The 17,850-nt window shown below is 67.6% G+C and carries 18 protein-coding genes; 13 read left to right on the forward strand and 5 right to left on the reverse strand.

Annotated features, from left to right (window positions below):
- Positions 1-248 precede the first annotated feature (248 nt).
- A complete protein-coding gene (locus ACZYX4_RS16940; protein ID WP_463878086.1) occupies positions 249-806 on the reverse strand; it encodes a sialate O-acetylesterase in 558 nt (185 codons plus the stop codon).
- A 453-nt stretch (positions 807-1,259) separates the two neighbouring features.
- Here ACZYX4_RS16940 and ACZYX4_RS16945 point away from each other — a divergent pair, with 453 nt between their 5' ends.
- From ACZYX4_RS16945 to ACZYX4_RS16970, 6 genes are all read left to right on the forward strand, one after another.
- Positions 1,260-2,075, forward strand: coding sequence for an MBL fold metallo-hydrolase (locus tag ACZYX4_RS16945; protein ID WP_463878088.1), 816 nt, complete (start codon positions 1,260-1,262; stop codon positions 2,073-2,075).
- A 770-nt stretch (positions 2,076-2,845) separates the two neighbouring features.
- Positions 2,846-3,781, forward strand: coding sequence for a LysM peptidoglycan-binding domain-containing protein (locus ACZYX4_RS16950; protein ID WP_463878090.1), 936 nt, complete (start codon positions 2,846-2,848; stop codon positions 3,779-3,781).
- A 646-nt stretch (positions 3,782-4,427) separates the two neighbouring features.
- Positions 4,428-5,162: a GAF and ANTAR domain-containing protein gene (locus ACZYX4_RS16955; protein ID WP_463878092.1), complete on the forward strand. Its 735-nt coding sequence runs from the start codon at positions 4,428-4,430 to the stop codon at positions 5,160-5,162.
- A gap of 247 nt (positions 5,163-5,409) precedes the next feature.
- Positions 5,410-6,042, forward strand: coding sequence for a hypothetical protein (locus ACZYX4_RS16960; protein WP_463878094.1), 633 nt, complete (start codon positions 5,410-5,412; stop codon positions 6,040-6,042).
- Positions 6,043-6,127: 85 nt separating this feature from the next.
- Positions 6,128-7,342, forward strand: coding sequence for an MFS transporter (locus tag ACZYX4_RS16965; RefSeq protein ID WP_463878096.1), 1,215 nt, complete (start codon positions 6,128-6,130; stop codon positions 7,340-7,342).
- A gap of 76 nt (positions 7,343-7,418) precedes the next feature.
- Positions 7,419-7,622, forward strand: a complete 204-nt coding sequence (locus ACZYX4_RS16970; protein WP_463878099.1) for a DUF6855 family protein — start codon at positions 7,419-7,421, stop codon at positions 7,620-7,622.
- Here the strand turns inward: ACZYX4_RS16970 and ACZYX4_RS16975 are convergent.
- On the reverse strand, positions 7,539-8,741 hold the full coding sequence (locus tag ACZYX4_RS16975) for an aminotransferase class I/II-fold pyridoxal phosphate-dependent enzyme (protein ID WP_463878101.1): 1,203 nt from the start codon (positions 8,739-8,741) through the stop codon (positions 7,539-7,541). The genes ACZYX4_RS16970 and ACZYX4_RS16975 overlap by 84 nt on opposite strands.
- Before the next feature lie 353 nt (positions 8,742-9,094).
- On the opposite strand from ACZYX4_RS16975, the gene ACZYX4_RS16980 reads away from it, so the two are divergent.
- On the forward strand, positions 9,095-9,589 hold the full coding sequence (locus ACZYX4_RS16980; protein ID WP_463878103.1) for a hypothetical protein: 495 nt from the start codon (positions 9,095-9,097) through the stop codon (positions 9,587-9,589).
- Positions 9,590-9,692: 103 nt separating this feature from the next.
- Here the strand turns inward: ACZYX4_RS16980 and ACZYX4_RS16985 are convergent, their stop codons facing one another.
- The gene (locus tag ACZYX4_RS16985) at positions 9,693-10,658 is read right to left on the reverse strand and encodes a phosphatase PAP2 family protein (RefSeq protein WP_463878105.1); all 966 of its coding nucleotides are present in this window, start codon (positions 10,656-10,658) and stop codon (positions 9,693-9,695) included.
- A gap of 99 nt (positions 10,659-10,757) precedes the next feature.
- Here ACZYX4_RS16985 and ACZYX4_RS16990 point away from each other — a divergent pair, with 99 nt between their 5' ends.
- From ACZYX4_RS16990 to ACZYX4_RS17010, 5 genes are all read left to right on the forward strand, one after another.
- Complete coding sequence (locus ACZYX4_RS16990) at positions 10,758-12,110, forward strand: glycoside hydrolase family 32 protein (RefSeq protein ID WP_463878108.1); 1,353 nt, start codon at positions 10,758-10,760, stop codon at positions 12,108-12,110.
- 245 nt (positions 12,111-12,355) lie between these two features.
- Complete coding sequence (locus ACZYX4_RS16995; protein ID WP_463878110.1) at positions 12,356-12,886, forward strand: DUF6993 domain-containing protein; 531 nt, start codon at positions 12,356-12,358, stop codon at positions 12,884-12,886.
- Between the two features lie 14 nt (positions 12,887-12,900).
- Complete coding sequence (locus ACZYX4_RS17000) at positions 12,901-13,710, forward strand: class E sortase (RefSeq protein WP_463878112.1); 810 nt, start codon at positions 12,901-12,903, stop codon at positions 13,708-13,710.
- 3 nt (positions 13,711-13,713) lie between these two features.
- Positions 13,714-13,869: a hypothetical protein gene (locus tag ACZYX4_RS17005; protein ID WP_463878114.1), complete on the forward strand. Its 156-nt coding sequence runs from the start codon at positions 13,714-13,716 to the stop codon at positions 13,867-13,869.
- Positions 13,870-13,872: 3 nt separating this feature from the next.
- Entirely contained in the window at positions 13,873-14,862 is a 990-nt protein-coding gene (locus tag ACZYX4_RS17010; protein WP_463878117.1) for an o-succinylbenzoate synthase, read from the forward strand.
- A 33-nt stretch (positions 14,863-14,895) separates the two neighbouring features.
- Here the strand turns inward: ACZYX4_RS17010 and ACZYX4_RS17015 are convergent, their stop codons facing one another.
- Together ACZYX4_RS17015 and ACZYX4_RS17020 are read right to left on the reverse strand one after the other, a co-directional pair.
- Positions 14,896-16,386 (reverse strand): LamG-like jellyroll fold domain-containing protein, encoded by a 1,491-nt coding sequence (locus ACZYX4_RS17015; protein ID WP_463878120.1) that lies wholly within the window; start codon positions 16,384-16,386, stop codon positions 14,896-14,898.
- Positions 16,387-16,435: 49 nt separating this feature from the next.
- Positions 16,436-17,053, reverse strand: coding sequence for a hypothetical protein (locus ACZYX4_RS17020; protein WP_463878122.1), 618 nt, complete (start codon positions 17,051-17,053; stop codon positions 16,436-16,438).
- A gap of 297 nt (positions 17,054-17,350) precedes the next feature.
- Here ACZYX4_RS17020 and ACZYX4_RS17025 point away from each other — a divergent pair, with 297 nt between their 5' ends.
- Entirely contained in the window at positions 17,351-17,836 is a 486-nt protein-coding gene (locus ACZYX4_RS17025; protein ID WP_463878124.1) for a MarR family winged helix-turn-helix transcriptional regulator, read from the forward strand.
- The last annotated feature ends 14 nt before the right edge of the window (positions 17,837-17,850 follow it).

Consider the following 17,850-nt stretch of genomic DNA (forward strand, 5'->3'; position numbering starts at 1 on the left):
TCCGAACCCGGCGACAACACCCCCCGGATCATCAATAACAGGGCGAGAAAGTCATACCGGGTCCAGCGACCAAATCCCCGGCCTTCGGGGACCCAATAAATGTAACGGGGCTGTGTCGGGTCCACGTCCCTCCGGCGGTGAGCTTGTATTCGAGGTAGTAGACGGCGGCGCCGGCCGTGGCATTCCATGACACGGTGAGCTGGGTGTTGGTCGGGCGCCTGGTGGCGAGTCCCGTGGTCTGCCCGGCGCTAGGGGGTGTTCGGTTCCGCCGTGGCAAACGCCGTCCGGGTGACACGGGCCGGAGTTGCAGCCTGTACCGCGTTGATGGCACCACGGGTCCCGCGGGGAAGGTACTCCCTGACCATCTGCCCGATGATGAACTGCAAGTCCGGGGAGGCGAGGTCGGTGCGGAACCCGGCGATAACCTGATCGAGGTCGCTCTGGTGAGTGACGCCTGCTACGGAAGCGTCACCGTCGCTTTCACCCCGCACCCAGAGAACGGCGGCGAAGCATGCGTTAGCCTCGGCCGCAGCCTTCGCCGCGAGCCCCTGCGCCACGGCATTGGCGTATAGGTTCCCCGCCACCGTCATGCGCCAGACCAGCGGTGTCGCCACGGTCGAAGGCTGCATGCCGCCGTGAGCCGCAGGGACCAGCAACACACGCCTGCCCATCGGCAGCGTGGAAGCGTGCCAGCAGGCGAAGTTCATCCCCGGCCCGACACCCGTATTTGTCGCGTGCTGCCCGAGCGGATCGACCGCCTGCGAAACCACGTTCGTGTACGTGCCGCTATTTGCGTACTGGTACATTTTCGTATCCGTGGGATCGAGCCGGGCAGCGACGGGGCAGGCTCGCGCCGCCCTCCATGTTCGATTGACCGGCCAGGATGATGATGTCGAAACCGGCATCCAGCGGTGAACCATGAGTGGCAGATAGTGCTATAGCGGACAACATGCGCCAATGGTGCAAGTTGCGTTGTTCGCAGAGCAGGAGCGCCGAAACGGGCCGTGAACAAGATACCGCCGTCATCCGCGGCGTGAATACTTCTCAGTGGAATTCCGACGTCGATGATTTCTTGTCTCTTCCGCATTCGAGAACCCGGACCCGGTGCAAGCGGACCTCTGACTCGCGCACAGACCGAGCGGAGAAAAGTCCTCCCTCGCGGTGCTGGCCTCCAGCTTCCTGCCGTTCCGGTGGGTACAATCGGGGGCAGAACATCCCACCAACGACGCCGGAACAACGCCGGAATACGGAGATTCTTAATGTCACGATGGATCGAGGTCGGCCCGGACAACTACGTCCTGACCACCCAAGGTTCCCTGCTCAACACCGGCCTGGTGATCGGCTCGGAACGCGCCCTGGTGATCGACACCGGCAGCGGACCCCGGCAGGGCCGCGAGATCCTTGACGCCGTGCGGGAAAAGACCCAGCTGCCGCTGGTCGTGGTCAACACGCATGCCCACTACGACCATTTCTTCGGCAACGCGGTGTTCGCCGATGCCGGCGTCACCGAATTCTGGGCGCACGAGAACTGCGCCGCCGAGATCGATAAAAACGGCGACACCCAGCGCAGCCTCGTCGCGGCCGAAGAGCCGGAAATGGCTGCCGGCGAGGGCAGCAGTACCGAACTCGTCGTGCCGAACGCAATCGTGAAGGACCAGCCCGTGCTGGTGGACCTCGGCGGCCAGACCGTCACGCTCTTTCACCTGGGCCTAGGACACACCGACGGCGACCTCCTGGTAGGAACGGCCACGACCCTCTACGCCGGCGACCTGGTGGAGCAGGGCTCACACCCGTCCTTCGAGGATTCTTATCCCGAAGCGTGGGCAGACGTCCTCCGGCATGTCTCCGCGCTGCGGCACCGGTACGAATTCCTGATTCCCGGGCATGGCGAGGCGTGTAGCGACCAGTTCGTGAAGACCATGGCCAACACCATGACCACGGCGGTGCGGCAGGCCACCCAGGCGACACGGGAGACCCCGGATGACGCCACTAAGGCCATCCCGATTCTGCCCTATGGGCCGGAGCAGTCCCGCTGGTTCATCAAACGCCTGCAGGAGACCCGGGCGCACCACTGAGGGGCTGAAATCCTGCGCACACACTTCGGTAGCGCTGGGAAGACCTTGCGCGCGCCGAATCGACAGCACCCTTATCTCTTGCGTAACCTCATGGAGGACCCACTTTCCAGGGTCCAATCCCGCTAGCGCTCAGCTCGCCCGGAGGATGGGGATCCCGGCCGCGCAACAATGATGCCGCTGATCTCAGAAGGTCTCACCTGTGACACTGCTCGGCTATATCCTTGCACTCTGCATTCTCTTAGGCAGCCTGCTGGTCCTCGCTACCGTCTTCTACCTGGCAATTTGCGTAAAGCGCAAGAAGCAACCTTCCCTCCTTCAACGACAGGTTCCCTAGCCTTGCCGTACATCGACATCAATCCCCACCGAAACCGCCGGCCGAAATGGTGGGCTTACGTGGGCCTGACGATCCTCGCCGTGGTAACGGTCGCCGTCGTGGTTCTGGCACTCACACCCCGCTGACCAAAGCCCGCTCCCCAATGGGGTCCTGTGAGGTCCGAGTGGTGGAGCTGAAGAATGCAGGCAACAACTACGCGTGTGGAGTGGCTTCCTGATCAGTAATCTCGGGACCATCGCGTACCTGCCCGGGCTCAGCCGGATCAGGAGTCCTGCCACCGCGTCCCCGCTGAGTGAGCAGCCGCCTTGAGGTCTTGAATGGACCAAAATCAGGCCCCTGGTAAACCGCCTATTCATAGGTCGGACTGATGCAGATGGCTCCCAAGCACGAGCTTCACGTAAACCGCCGGTTCCCACGCGCTACGACCATGATGCTGATGGCCGTAGCGGTCCTCCTGATCGTCTGGGCCGTGGCAGCCTTCCTGGCTGTTCAGCCGACTCCCCGTGCGACGGCGCCCACGGCCGGCGAGAGTCTTTCGTCAGCCGCGGCGTCGCCCACGGAGGTGGCGGCTGTTCCGGACACTGTTTCGCCGGACCAGGCTGTGCCGTCAGACACCGCCCAGGCCGTTCCTGCGGACATTGTGAGCCCGGCGGCTGAAGATCCACCCCTGGTTGCGCCCGAACCGCCTCCTGCGCCCGAACCGCCTCCTGCGCCGGCGCCCGAACCGCCTCCTGCGCCGGCGCCCCCTGCCGCTGAGGCCGTGGCGGCTGAGCCTCCTCCACCGGCAGCTCCACAGGATCCCCGTCTGGAGCAGCCCGTCAGCAGCGTCCCCGACAGCAACCTGTACGTGGTGGTTGCCGGGGACACTGTCGGCACCATCGCAGCTCGCTTCGGCCTGAATGTCCATGACGTGCTGGCAGCGAACGGGCTGGGCGTGTATAGCACGATCTTGCCCGGCCAGACCCTGAAACTCTCAGGACCCCCAGTTGCGGCCGCAGCGGTGGCCCCAGCTCCGCCTGCGAAGCCTGCTCCGGCGGCGTCGGCTGTCCGCACTATCAACGTGGCGGGCGCGGGCGGGCAGGCCATGGTGGACAGGTGTATCGGCCCCATCCATTTCACGCCAACGAATGCCTACTCGCTGTTCATCACTGAACACGACTTCTGCGGAGGGTGGGCGCGGTTCTCGGGGATCGGCGTCGGCGAAACCGTGATCCTCTCCGGCTACGGCACCTACAAGGCAACAGCCCTCGGACAGGTTTTCCGGGGCGGGACAACGAATGACGTCCGTGCCGTGTTCGGCGGCTTCCCCCGGGCTGTCCTGCAGACCTGCATTCCGGGCACGAACCAGATGCTGCTGATCGCACTTAACTGACTGGATGAGCCACTGTCTCAGGAAAGTCGGTTGAGTACGTATCTTGCCCAGGCCACGCGGTCCTCCTGGTCGAGGCGCGACAGCCCCGGTGACGGGTCCTCACATACAATGTTGCGCTCCACGAACCCACGCACGGCTTCAAATAGACGTTTCATACGCCGACGCTAAGCCCGGGGGTAGCGCCTCAACAGCGTGTGCGGTACCCGATCATCTCCCAGCTCCTACTTGGGTTTGATCTCTTGGGCGGCTATCTATCGACGTGAATCACGGATCTTTCGGGTTGCTGCTGGAAGGCCTGCCCATCCGCGGCGCCAGCGCGCAATGTGGGTTCGGAGCAGTGCTCTGACGGAGTCGTCCAGATGGAGGTTGCGCTACCGCAGGGTTTCCCGTGCGGGGAGTACTGCGCGAGCGAGCACGCGCCGTTCCCGTCAGGATGGCCGGCACGTCCAGGTGCAGCACGGCGATGCGGCCGCTGTCGGAACTGTGGACGCAGGCGACGTCGGCACTGACCCGCCACAGCTGTTCCGACATGAGACCCCCACCGACACTGGAGAGGCCGTTCAGCATCACGCGGGGCCTTCGCAAGGCTTATGCTTCCGCGCAGCTGACCTGTTGTTTCGCGCCGTGGACCGACCTAGATTTAGGCATGACCAACAACGCCGGGGACGAAGCCGTCCTGCACCTGCAGGACCTCCTGATGGGAACAGAGAACGTCGAGGACTTCCTCGGCCAACTCGCTGAATTCTCGGCGGCCATGCTCAGCCACGCCGCCCGCGCCAAGATCGAATGCGGCGTGACGCTGCAGCGCCGCAAGAAGTCCATGACGGTGGCCGGCAGCAGCCCCCGGGCCGTCATCCTGGACCGCATCGAGCAAAGCCTCGGCGACGGCCCGTGCATTGCGGCGCTGCGGAGCAAGACCGTGGTCCTGCTGGCCGACGTCGACACGGATTCGCGCTGGCCGGATTATCAGGTCCGACTCGCGGCGCAGGGCGTCCGCAGCATGCTGGGCGTGCCCCTGGAAATCGGTCCGGACGCGGCCGCCGCCCTGAACTACTTCGCCCCCAACACCGGGGTCTTCACCCGGGACATCATCACCGAGGCCGCCGGCTTCGCAGACCTCACCGGCCGCTCGCTGCGCCTGGCCGTCCGGATCGGCACCGCGCAGTCCCGGGCCGAGGACCTGCAGGCCGCCATGGAGCACCGCACCTCGATCGATCTGGCCTGCGGCGTCATCATGGCCCAGAACCGCTGCTCCCAGAAGGAAGCCATGGGCATCCTCACCCGGGTCTCCAGCAACCGGAACCAGAAGCTCCGCGACGTCGCCGCCGAGATACTCCGGAACCTCACCGGCGAGGAAGCCCGCACGCACTTCGAGTCCTGAGCGCCCCTGCGCGATAGCGTCCTGTTGTTTACTGCACACCGCGTCGGTGGTACACCGGTGGGTACCGCACGGGCTGGGCCGGTGGTACCAGTAGGCCAACATGCGTCACTGCCGGGATTCCAAGCTCAGACTCGGCGCGGTGGTCCTGGCGGCGTCGCTAGTAGCTACCGGGTGCGGGTCGGCGGATGACGTCGCCCGCGCCTACTCTTCTGAACTGGCAGAGGCCATCGCAGAAGCGGGGTCGAAGATGAAGAACCCCGTGTCGTGGCTGAAGTCAGGCAAGACCGCGGCTTCCCAAACTGATGACCTCTCCAAAAAGTTGGCGACGAGTCCCTCCGGACTGACGGACGAGTCACGAAAGCTTCCGGAACTGGTGGCAGAAACCCTTCGGGGCCAGTCCGTCCAGGCCGCAATCCGGGAGGTGGACGCCACAGCCGTCGTGGCGTCTGATATTGGCGCGAGCCTGTCCTCGGACGCCACACAAAGCGTTAGCCGGAGCGCCTCCGTCAGGAGTCCTGGGGATGAAAAAACGGCGGCTCAGGTCGGCGAGCAACTCCTGAAAGACCTGATCTGTTCCATGGCGACGGACATGGTGGCGCCGCCCGAAGCAACTGAGGTCGGAAAGCACGCGTCCGCGTTCAATTACATGCAGGACAAGTCGGCCGACGCCATCCAGTCTGCCCTCAAGGAACGTGCCGCAGGCCGCTTGGGCGCTGCTTTCCACTGGGGTTTCCGATGGGGCACCTACGGTGCGGGGTTAGCCAATAGTGCCAACCGGCATGTGGCGTCAATTGGAGGACAAATCGAGAGCCCGGACTGGCAGTTCACCCGCGCTTACATATTTGTTGTCAAGACCTGCCTGGCACCGCCGGCAAGGTGACGCGTCCGGCATCGCCTGACCGGCCCGGCGCGCCAGGCCAGGACCGCATCGGTTGCCCCTGACCGCCCGCCCTAGGATGAAGGGGATGACAACCACCCAGACCGCGCCCTTCAGCCTGCGCAGCATCGCCGTCCCCGCGTTCGGCCCGGCGCTGCTGTTCAGCATCGGCGAGGGCGCCATTCTGCCCGTGGTGGCACTGTCTGCCCGCGGCCTCGGCGCCTCGGTGGCCGTCGCCGCCCTGGTGGTCACCCTGATAGGTCTGGGATCCTGGTTCTTCAACCTGCCCGCCTCACTCATCACGCTGAAGTTCGGCGAACGCTGGGCCATCGTCGGCGCCGCGGCGGCCAGCGCCGTCGCCCTCGCCGCGGCTGCCCTGGCACCGCTGCTGCCTGTCGGGCTGTGGCTGCTCGCCGCGGCGATGCTCGTGGTCGGCATGGCCGCGAGCGTGTTCAGCCTGGCCCGGCAGAAGTACCTGACCGAGGCGGTCCCGGTAATCCTCCGGGCGCGGGCGCTGTCCACGCTCGGCGGCGTCAACCGGATCGGCATCTTCCTCGGCCCGTTCATCGGTGCCGCCGTGATGCAGTCCGCCGGCATCACCGGCGCCTACTGGGTGGGGGTTGTCGCCATGGCGGCGGCCGCGGCCCTGTCGGTGACCATCCCGGACCTCGTCGCCACACCCGCGCCGGATGACGGCGTCCCGGTCCAGCAGGCGACGCTGCGCAGCGTCGCCGTCTCCCACGCCGGGGTGTTCCTGAGCGTGGGCATGGGGGTGCTGCTGCTCAGTGCGCTGCGCGCGTCCCGGCAGGTGGTGATCCCGCTCTGGGCCGAGCACCTGGGGATGGACGCGACGCAGGCCTCGGTGATCTACGGGCTCTCCGGCGCCATCGACATGCTGGTGTTCTATCCGGCCGGCAAACTGATGGACCGCAAGGGCCGGCAGTGGGTGGCCGTCCCGTCGACCCTGATCATGGGCACGGCCATGCTGCTGATCCCGCTCAGCACCGGCTTCGCGGGGCTGCTGCTCGGGGCGCTGCTGATCGGCTTCGGCAACGGCATCAGCTCGGGCCTGAACATGACACTCGGCGCCGACTTCTCACCCGACAACGGCCGCGGCCAGTTCTTAGGGCTCTGGCGGTTCATGGCCGACGCCGGGGCCACCGGCGGGCCGGTGCTGCTCTCGGCCGTGACCGCCGTGGCCTCGCTCGGGGCCGGGGTGGCCGCCACCGGCGCGCTGGGTTTCGCTGCCGCCGCGGTCTTCGCCATCACGATTCCTCGGCTGAAGCACCGGCGCAACTACTGACGGTTCCGGCTCGGCCCGTGCTCGGGACATCCGAGTACAGCATGTACCGCGACGACGGGCCGACCCTCCCGCTCTGGTGTGCCAGGTCGGATCCACCACGCTGAAGTACCATCTGAGCGCCATCGAGGACCTGCATCACTGGCTCACGGAACAGGGCGGCTGGGTTCCGCTGGGCGCCGAGCGATCAGTCCCGGCGCTACGTAGTACCGCCCGGGCGCTGGATCGCCGCGGCGAAAACCGGCAGTGCCCGCTCAATCATGTCCTCCGACGCGGTGAGTGAGATCCGGAAATAGCCCGGCGTCTCGAACAGGGTGCCCGGCAGCACAAACACGTCCTGGTCCGCGAGGGCGGCGGTGAACTGCTCGTCGTCACCGGCGGGGGTGCGGACGAACAGATAGAACGCCCCCTCCGGCCGCGACACCTGGTACCCCAAGCCGGTCAGCGCCTCCACCATCAGGTCGCGTTTGCGCTGCAGCTGCCCGACGTCGATCGAGAACTGTTCCAGCCGCGGCAGCGCATACTGCAGCAGTGCGTTGGGGTAAATCCAGCCCATCGCCATCTGCAGGGCGCTGATCGCCTCCCGCAGCGGGCCGCGGTCCGGCATGGTGGGCGGCAGCGCCAGATAGCCGATCCGTTGCCCGGGCGCCAGATGGGTCTTGCCGTACGAGTAGGCCAGAAGCGTGTACGGATAGTATTCGGCGGGGCTGTGGAACCGGGCGCCGTCGTACACGATCCGGTTGTAGGCCTCGTCGGAGAGCAGGTACACCCGCCGGCCGTTGCTGCGCGAGGCCCCTTCCAGCATGGCCGCCAGATCCTTCAACAGCGCCGGCGGGTAGATCCGGCCGGTCGGGTTGTTGGGCGTGTTGACGATCACCACCCGGGTGCGTGGGGTGATGGCCGCCCCCAGTGCCGCGAGATCGACGTCGAACGTCCCGGCGTCGCAGCGGATCTTGACCGGCACCAGCCCGGCCTCGATCACCAGCGGCTCGTAGAAGAACCAGGGCGGCAGGGTGAAGATGACCTCGTCGCCGGGGTCGGCGACGGCCTTCAGCGCCAGCGGGATCGCGGTGAAACCGCCCGTGGTGAGGTGGATGTCCGCCGGCTCGAAGGGCATTCCCAGCAGCCGCTGCAGGGCCGCCGCCGCCGCGGCCTGCGCCTCCGGTTCGTTGGTTTTGTAGCCAAACCACCGCTCGTTCCTTGGCGTGAGCGCGTCGGCCAGGGCTTGGACGTAGGCTGCCGGCGGCATCTGGTGCGGGTTGCCCAGGGCAAGGTCGCAGATCCCCGGCACGTGCTGGCGCCGGGCGTAGACGGAATCGCGGAGAAAGGTATTGATCCGCTGTTGCGACGGGACGGACGCGAGGGTGGTGGCGCGCCGTGAAACCGGAGAATCAGTGCTCATGACAGTGCCTCGAGACGTTTCGGCTTGACCGTAGGGACGGATGCGGCCAACGCGCTGCTGAACCAGTGGCTGTGCGCGATTAATTCTGGCCCTTGGCGGGGCGGATGTAAACGGGGTTTGCGGTGGCCGGGCTGGCGGGGCGAGTAGCCCAGGGGGGAACTTACGAGTAGTGACTACTCGGGCGGAAGCTAAGGGGGCTTAGTACGGTCGGGCGAGCGCGCCGGTGAATCCCAACCCGGCCGTAAGTGGGGCGGCCCGCGTGCCGCCGTCAGGGTTCGCCCGTGACGAATTACCGCGCATGGTCTCCGCCGATGGGTGATGCGTTTTTCGACGTAAACAATGAGGAGATTCTCATGTTAGGAAATAAGACCCGCTGGATCGCGCCGCTGGCTGCAACAGCTGCCGTGCTTCTGGCCGCTTCGCCCGCGAGCGCCTATCACACCGATCCGGATATTGTCATCCCGGCCGCGGACTCGTGTGGCGACTTTGACCTTGGTCTCGCGGCGACGGAGGGGAACATCAGGGTGATCGAATTAAGCAACGGCAACGTCTACCAGGTGGGCACCGGACGCATCCTCACCTGGTCCAATGAAGAGAACGGGAAGACGTACACCGTGAAGACGTCCGGTTCCGTGGCCAGATATGTCCTGAACCCGGACGGAACCTATACGCTCAACCTCACCGGCCACAACGGATTTGTCTACTTCGCGACGGACGCCGGTGGGCCCGGGGCCTACCAGTACACCGGGCGGGTGGTGCTCCAGGTTGACTCACCATTGACCAATAACGTGAGCCGCGTGGACGCCACCGCGGGTAAAGCCGTGGACATCTGCGCGCGCCTCAGGTAGCCACCGCAGAGCACGAAATGGCCCGGGAGCTCTGGGGCTCCTGGGTTTTTCGTGTGCGCGGCCGCCCTTCAGTTTCAAGGGCCCCTGGCCCGGCGGCCGCCGGTCAGCTGCGGGGTGCGCTCCGCCGTCGTGCCGCGTGCCCGAACAGCCACACGCCGCCGACCGTGGCGAGGTAGCCCGCGATCACGATCAGCGCGGTTCCGGCCCAGAAATAGTTTGTGGTGCTGCCCGCCAGGCCGGTGCCGGCGGCGACACTGAGCAGCGCGACGGCAGCCACGGTGGCCGCGACGAGGCCCGCCAGCAGCGGCAGCGCCAGCCACAGCCGGGCTGCGGCCCAGTGCTGCCCGTAGCCGTCCCAGACGTTCCAGTGCGGGCCCGTGCGGAGGATCAGCCAGCCCGCCGGGAGCATAAACACTGCCACGACGAGGAAGGCCGCGACGACGTCGGCGGGCCGGTGCCACTGGTTGATCAGCGTGGACACCCCGGTGGCGACGGCGAAGCTGCCGCCCAGGAACCCGGCGAGCGGCCGCCAGCGCGGGGAGACCATCAGGAACACCGCCGCCGCGGCCGACGCCGCGAGGGTGGTGTGCCCGGAGGGCAGCGAGTTCAGCCCCAGGGTCTCGATCCCGCGGTAGGGCCGGTCCGGGACGATGTTCTTGAGGATCTGGGTGGCGACGTTGGCGCCCACGCAGGCCGCCACGGCGATCCCCGCCGCGGTCCAGCGCCGCTTCAGCACGGTGACGATCAGGACCACCACCGAAGAGATCAGCAGGGACAGTGCGGGCAGCGAATCGAGGAGCCTGGTGGCGGCCTTGCCGGCGGTGCCGTGGGTTTCGACCGCCTCCACGAGGGCCGATTCGTCGATGAACTGGCCTGTGGTGGTGCGGACGAAGAAGTAGTAGGTCGCGGCCAGTGCGGCCATGCTGGCGAGGGTGGCCAGCAGGAACAGGAACCCTGTTCCCCGGCCCTGGCGGCCGGCGGGCTCCGCCGGGGTGCTCGCCGGGGTGCCCGGGCGGGCGCCTTGGGGCGCGCGGGACGGCGGCTGCGGGTACTCCGAAGCCGGTTGCATGCTGGGGTGGTCCTGCCGAAAAATCACCATCTCAGGTTCCCACAGAACCCTGCGAAGTTTCTGGGGGCGCCGCGCTGCGGCACGGGTAGTGTTTTGGGCATGGACACCGCGGCGCAGCATCCGGACCCAGCCTTCCCCCGCTTCCATCCGCGGCCCGCGCAGGGCTGGATCAACAATCCCACCGGCCTGAGCTACGTGGACGGCCGCTACCACGTGTTCTTCCAGTGCAACCCGGACTCGGCACGGCACCAGGGCATCTGCTGGGGGCACCTGAGTTCCCCCGACCTGGTCCGCTGGGACGAGGAACCGGTGGCGCTCCGGCCCCAGCCCGGCACACCGGACGCGCTGGGCTGCTGGTCCGGTGTGGTGACCGACGACGCCGGCGTCCCCACCGCCGTCTATTCCGGCGCCGACACCGCGGACGGGCACTCCCGTGTGGTGCTGGCCCGGGCGGATGCGGCCCTGCGCACCTGGACCCAGGACGGGCACGTCGCCGCCGAGGTGCCCCCGGACCCGCATGTCACCGCCGTCCGCGACCCGTCCCTCTTCAGCTTCCAGGGCCGCCGCTTCGCCCTCCAGGGCGCCGGGCTCGCCTCCGGCCACGGAGCGGTGCTGCTGTACAGCGTGGAGGACCTCCGCCGCTGGCGGTACGAGGGGATCTGGTTCAGCTCGGAGGACCCGCTCGCGGCCCGGCACCTGCCCGCGGAGATCTGGGAATGCCCGCAGCTCATCCGGGTCCCGGATTCCTCCGGCGCCGAGACATGGGTGATGATGGCCTCGCTGTGGCACGCCTCGGACGACCACGACCACCCCAACGGGGTCGGCTACCTCCTCGGCTCGCTGGCAGCGAACGGCAGCGGGCTGCCGGTGTTCACCCCGGCGTCGGGCGGGAAAGCGGACCTGGGACGGGAGTTCTACACCCCGCAGCTCCTCGCGCTGCCGGACCGGGCGCTGCTCTGGGGCTGGTCCGCTGAGGCGGAGGACAGCGGGGACCGTCCCGGGCGCACCCAGTCGGAGACGGACGACGCCGGCTGGGCCGGGATCCTGACGTTCCCGCGCCAGCTCTCCGTGCACGGGGAGGTCCTCGCCGTCGAGCCCGCCCCCGAGCTCCTTGCCTACCGCGGGGACCGGCTGCACCACGGCGCGGCCGGCACCCTTACGCTGCCGGCCGCGGCGGAGGTCCGGGTGGCCGGGGGAGAGGGCACGCTCCGGCTGGTCCTCGCCTCGGCGGGTCAGCGGCGGACCGTGTTCGCCGACACCGTGGCCGGCGGCGATGAGCTGCGGATCTTCCTCGACGCCTCGATCGTGGAGGTCTACCGCCACGGCTCCGTGCCCACGACACTCCGTGCCTACCCCGGCCCGGGCGAGGAGTGGCAGCTCGAACTGCCGCACGGCGCCGCGGCGGACGTCTGGGAGCTCCGGCACCCGGACCGGCCGGACATGGTCCTGTAGACGGGGGCCTTGGTTTATGCGGGCCTTTTTCTACGTGCCGAATGGGAGCGCGAGCACGCCACCGGCCCACGGGACATGCCCCGTCCACGCCGCCAGGAGTGGACATAGTGCCAATATGTCCGCTCCTGGACGCGCCAACTGGGCATGTCCGCAGTATTCGCCAGGCCGCGGGAGGGCATGTCCATTCCTCGGGAGCCCCAAGCCTGGGTGCCGGGGCGCCCGGCCCGATATGAAAGGATGATCCGGTGACTTCCCCTGCCCCCACCCCGCTCCACAGCTCAAGCGGCCGCCGTTACGCGGGGCTGGTTGCTCTGGTGCTGCCGTTCGTGGTCGCGACGGCGGCGTGCTCGACGCCCGCGCCCACGGTTACCTCCAGCCCAGCTGCTTCCGGCTCGACTGGCAGCACTCCGGCAGCGGGCGGGCAGGCAACGGGTGCCGCCTCCCCGGGAGCGACCGGGGCATCGCCGTCGTCGTCCCCCGCTCCGTCCGGCGTTTCCGGTGAGGTGGAGGCGGCGCTGCAGGCACTGCTGGCTTCCTCGCCGCAACCCAGCACGGCGCAGGTCCGCGAGAGCCTGGCCGCGGCGGGGTTCGCCCCGGCCGCCGTCGAGGTCTCCGCATCCCGCACCCCCACCGGACTGGCCGCGGACGCCGTCGAGGTCGGAGTGCTGGGCGGGAACGAATGTGTGATTGCGCAGCTCCGGTCCGGAACTGTGGCCACGTCAGTCTTGCCGGTTCTTCCGAACGGGCGATGCTTCATTGGCAGCGTCCAGCGGTAGCTAACAGGAGTCGCATGTCGAAGGTACTGAACCGCCGCGCCGGTGATGCGCAGGAAACCCGCCGCACCCGCCCGCGGCGCTCGCTGATGGCCGTCCAGGTGGCGGGCGAACTGCTGATCACCCTCGGCGTGATCGCGGGTCTCTTTGTCGCCTGGCAGTTGTGGTGGACCAACGTTGAAGCGGACGCGGCCCAGGGCGCTGCCGTGAAGCAGTTCGTCATGGAGCACCAGGTGCCCCTGCCGGGCGAACCGTCCGGACCCGGGGCTGCGGCACCGGCAAACGCGGCGCCGCCGGACCCCGCGGCGGTGCCGGTCGGTGACGCGCCGGCGCACGGCAAGGCCATCGGCGTCATCTACATTCCCCGCTTCGGAGCCGACTACAGCCGGCCGATCATCGAGGGCACCAGCAGCGACGTCATCGACACCCTGGGCCTGGGCCGCTACGCGGGCACGGCGATGCCCGGGTCCGTGGGGAACTTTGTGATGGCAGGCCACCGCCAGACGCACGGCGCGGTCCTGGACAACATCCACACGCTGGTGCCCGGGGACAAGATCTACGTCCAGACGGCCGACGGTTTCTACACCTACGTCTTCCGGAACCAGGAGATCGTCCTGCCGGACCGGACTGACGTGATCCTGCCCGTGCCGGCACACCCCGGCGCGACGCCGGAGCAGCGCCTGCTGACCATGACCAGTTGCAACCCGCTCTTCGGGTCCGAGGAACGCATCATCGCCTACTCGGCCTTCGAGTCCTGGCAGCCGCTCAGCGCCGGGCCCCCGGAGCCCATCGCCAAACAACTCGCCGCACTGCAGGGAAAGAGATAGACCATGTACGCCTGGCTTTTTCGTCAGCTTCCCGGGCCGCTCTGGCTGCGGATCCTGCTCTCGGCCGCTCTCCTTGCCGGGGCGCTGTTCCTGCTGGTCGACGTTGTGTTCCCCTGGCTGGCCGAGGTCACCGACCTGACCGACGCGACGGTGGGCTGAGACGTGCAGCTCCCGGCACTGGAGGAGCTCCTCGCCGGCGCGCACGTGGTGAGCCTGCCGATGCGGGTGAAGTTCCGCGGCATCGTCCGGCGCGAGGCCCTGCTGCTGGACGGCCCGCTGGGCTGGGGCGAATTCTGCCCCTTCCCGGAATACGGTGACCCGGAAGCATCCCGCTGGCTCGCCGCCGCGATCGAGGCCGGCTGGCAGGGCTTCCCGGCGCCGCTGCGCGCCGTGATCCCGGTTAACGCCACCGTCCCGGCGATCGCCGCCGACCGGGTCCCGGAAATCCTGGCCCGCTTCGGCCGGGTGGACGCCGTCAAGATCAAGGTGGCCGAGCCCGGGCAGAGCCTCGACGACGACGCCGCCCGGGTGGACGCGGTCCGCGCGGCGCTCCCGGACGCCGCGATCCGGGTGGACGCCAACGGCGGCTGGGACGTCCGCACCGCCGTCGAGGCACTGACCCGGCTGGCCGGCGTCGGGCTCGAATACGCTGAGCAGCCGGTGCCGGACATCGCCGGCCTCGCCGAGGTCCGCCGCCGGCTGCGTGCCGCCGGGAGCCCGGTGCTGATCGCCGCGGACGAAAGCGTGCGCAAGGAGGAGGATCCGCTCAAGGTGGCCCGCGCCGGCGCCGCGGACCTGATCGTGGTGAAGGTGGCACCGCTCGGGGGAGTGCGGCGCGCCCTGGACATCGTGGCGCAGGCCGGGCTCCCCGCCGTCGTCAGCTCCGCGCTGGACACCTCGGTGGGAATCCGTGCCGGGCTGGCGCTTGCCGCCGCGCTGCCGGACCTGCCGTACGCCTGCGGGCTGGGGACCGTGTCGCTGCTCGCCGCCGATGTCACCCGGGACTCTTTGGTGCCCGACGACGGCGCCATCCGGGTCCGCGATGTCGCCGCCGACCCGGGGCTGCTGGCCGAATACGCGGCCGCGCCGGAGCGCCGCGAGTGGTGGCTGGAGCGCCTGCGCCGGGTGCACGCAGTGCTGGCTGCGGGTTAGGGCCCAGCTGCGCCCCCTTCGGTGGATCAAGGCTTAGGGGAGGCCTGCCTGGTAATGGGCGGAGACTTGTTCGAGGCTGAGGGCGGTGGTGAACACGGCGATGTTGTCCATTTGGCCGTTGAAGGCGCCGGCCCCGGGCCAGTTTGTCAGGCTGCCGTTGCCGAATCGCCACCAACCGTCGTACCCGGTGTGGGCCGTGGTGGTGCCGGCCTCGGTGGCTACCTCGGTGCCGTCGACGTAGAGTTTCATCCCCGAGGGCGAGAAGGTCACGGCGGTGTGGTGCCATTTGTTGTCGGCGTAGGGGGCCTGGGAGGTGATGGTGGCTGGAAGTGTCGCTCCGAGGTCGACGCCGAAAGCCAGTTTGCCGTCGGCGAGCATGTAGAGGTTGCGGTCGGTCGTGCTGCTGTTGCCGGTCTTTTTGTTCTCGAATCCGCCCAGTTTCCCGCCCCCGACTCTGGTCTTGAACCACATTTCGTAGCTGAACACGTTTGGTGGGCCTTCCACTTTTTCCGCGGTGGAGATGTACTCCTTACCGGCGAGGGTGGCGCTTTTGCCGCCGTCCCCGGCACAGGGGACAGCGGTGCTCAGGGGATCCTTGCTCCGGAAAGTGCCGTTCGTCGCGTTGCCGGAGTAATCGGTGACCCCGTTGTTCTCCGGGGAGTCATTGAAGGCAAAGAACAAGGCAGGGGAGTCGGCCAGGACGGCTGCGGTGCAGCTGAAGAACGGGCGGGACGCAAAGGTGCTCGCCGGTTTGGTGGTGGTGCCGGAGAACGTGGCGTGGGCGTCCGGGGCAGTCAGCAGCGAGCCGCCTGCCAGGGCGAGGACAACGGTCAGGATGGGCATAACGGAGGCGCCCCGGCTGGTCGGCACCCCAGGGTTTTTCGCGCCGGTGGCGGGCACTGCTGTTGCGGATCCGTTCTCGGTGTTCCCCTCCGTCCGGCGATTGTTGCTTTGGAGGAACGGCCTGTCTAAACGGGTAAGGGCGCCGGCACCGGCCAGCGCTGCTGCGAGGGCTGCGAGCTTGAGCCATTGGCCGCTCTTGGCCCAGGTGATGGGGAGTCCGATGGTCGGTATCCGCAGGTAGCCTACTCCATGGACGGCCGATGGCCACACGCTGGTGGAGTCGTCCGCGGCGTTGGCGTCCCCACGCAGGGTGAAGGATCCGTTAGGGTTCACTGCTGCGATGCGGTGCAGGCGCAGGCGTTCGGGTTGGTCCGGGTCATCGACCAGGACGACCCGCCCGGTGGAGAGGTTCTCGGTCCCGACGGGCCTTGCGACAACGACATCCCCGACTGAGATGGACGGTTCCATGGATCCGCTGACCACTGTCGTGGGCTGCCAGCCGAGGAGGGCCGGAGCCGAGGACCAGAGCGCCATAGTCACTACGACTGTCAGCGCCGCCCGTCCAGCCGCGGCGCCCAGGATCCGCAGCCACCCCAGGGCGATGGTGGGCGCCGGCGGTGTTGCCGGGTTCCCCGCAGCCGCAGCGGTATCCGCTGCGGCTGCGGGGACTCTCGGCAACATGGGGGCTCCTGCAGTGGGGCGGCTCGGGCGCGGGATGGCTGGGGGCGGTCTAGCTCTGGGTTTGGGTTTCCCAGGTGAAGTCGATCGAGGCGGAATCGCCCTGGAAGGCGTTGTCGGCCGGGGTACCGGCCGAGGCGAACGTCCAGTCGATCTTGTAGGTGCGGGTGCCGGCTGCAGGCAGCGCGTAGGAATCGACGCCGGTCGCGTAGTTCGTCGAAGCAGCGGCGAAGGCGGTCAGCGAAGTGGCCGCGGGTACAACAACCTTGTCGGCGGTGAATTTGTCGCAGACCCCGTTGGCCGGTGCTTCGCCGGGGAAGCTGCCGCGGCTGACAGTTACGTTGATGCGGTCACCGAGGCCGTTGGTGCCCTTGCTATAGCCGGCCGCGTAGAGCTTCAGCGTGCTCTCCACGTTCGCCGTGGTGGAGATCGTGATGCACTTGCTGCCCGTGTCACCGGGCTTGATGTTCGAGGCGGTGAATAACGCCTTGCCGGCATCGTTGTCGCTCAGGTCCAGGGAGCCCGAGGCCCAGGTGTTGCCGGCGTTGTTGGTCGTTGCACTGAATGCCGAGTACGACGCCTGCGACACGACGAGGCCGCTCACCAGGAGTGCTGCGGGGACGACGGACCATTTGGCCCATTTGGCCGTGCGTGCTGAAATCTGTGCCATGAGAAGCTCCTGATGGTGACGTGGGGCCCCCGCCCCGGATGAGACCTAGCGCCGGTTCCCTGAGCGGAGCCGGCAGAAGTAAACCTATACATAATTTACTTGATAATCAAGCTAACGGGTTTTCGGTCTAGTTTTTAGGCCAAAAAATACATACGTTCTAGCGGTTTCACACTTTTTAGCTTGAATCTAAAGTAGATAGTGAGTCGAGTTGAATGTTGATCCGCAGCCCGCCGTCGGGCGTGGCGCCTATGATGGATTGCTTGCAGACAGCTGGGCAACAAGGACGAGGAGCTAGACATGGCAGACCGACCGGAGGGTTCAACGGCTGACAAGGACGCGCTGCTGCGCATCACCCAGGGGCTGCGGCGAGTAGACGTGGGGACGTACGCCCTCAGGATCCGGTTGGCCGAAAAACTCGGCATCGGCACCATCGACATCAACGCGATGGCCTTCGTGGGGGAAGTCGACGGCATGACGCCGAAGGCCCTCGGCAATCTGCTCAACATCACCACGGGATCCGTGACCGCCATGGTTGACCGGCTGGAATCCAAGGGCTTCATGCTCCGCAAGCCCCACCCCACGGACCGGCGAAGTGTGCTGTTGCACCTGAGCCCGGCAGGGACCCACGCGATGCAGTGGGCCACAGAGCACTTCGCTGACGCTGCCGCGGCAGTCCTCGAGGGATCGACCCAAAACAGCATTTCCGACGTCGCCGGCTTCCTTGAAGGAATCGGGCAGCGGCTGCTTGCCGCCGCAAGCCAGCCGGAGCAGTCGCCGGGCTGACCGGGGAGTTCACC

It is taken from the genome of Pseudarthrobacter leeuwenhoeki (assembly GCF_055412885.1).